The organism is Bacillus fungorum (assembly GCF_002746455.1).
GTDB lineage: Bacteria > Bacillota > Bacilli > Bacillales > Bacillaceae_G > Bacillus_A > Bacillus_A fungorum.
The window spans coordinates 1-416 of record NZ_NWUW01000175.1 but is presented as its reverse complement, the minus strand read 5'-3'; the positions used below and the strand labels follow the sequence as shown (position 1 = coordinate 416).

Below are 416 nucleotides of genomic sequence, written 5' to 3'. Positions count from 1 at the left end.
TCATACATTGTGATTCCTCCTAAATTAAAAGAACGTTTGTTCTTATTATATACGAACTTGCGTTCTTTTATAAAGAGTTTTTGTTAAAAAAATTTTTTTGCATAAAGAAAAGACACTCTTATACGAGCATAGCCATCAACTTAAGAAAATGAATAAAATAACGAAATTAGGGCACCCTTTCATGCAGTACTGCATGAAAGGGTGTTTTAATTTATGGCTATAAACAATGACACACCAGTTGAGGAGCTACGCATGTTAGGAGAAGAATTCCAAAACAAATTTTCTATTCATCACCTACAGGAACTTGCGTATCAAACAGGTATGATTCAACGAAAGCGAAAATTTCAGGCACAGGATCTTGTATCACTCTGTGTATTTTTGGGACAAACAATCAGTTCTGAGTCCCTAGTTAGTCT

Annotated in this window: 1 pseudogene; it reads left to right on the top strand. The window is 33.9% G+C overall.

The features are described from left to right. Positions 1–213: 213 nt before the first annotated feature. Positions 214–416, top strand: a pseudogene (locus tag CO726_RS31350) (IS4 family transposase); the annotation flags it as partial.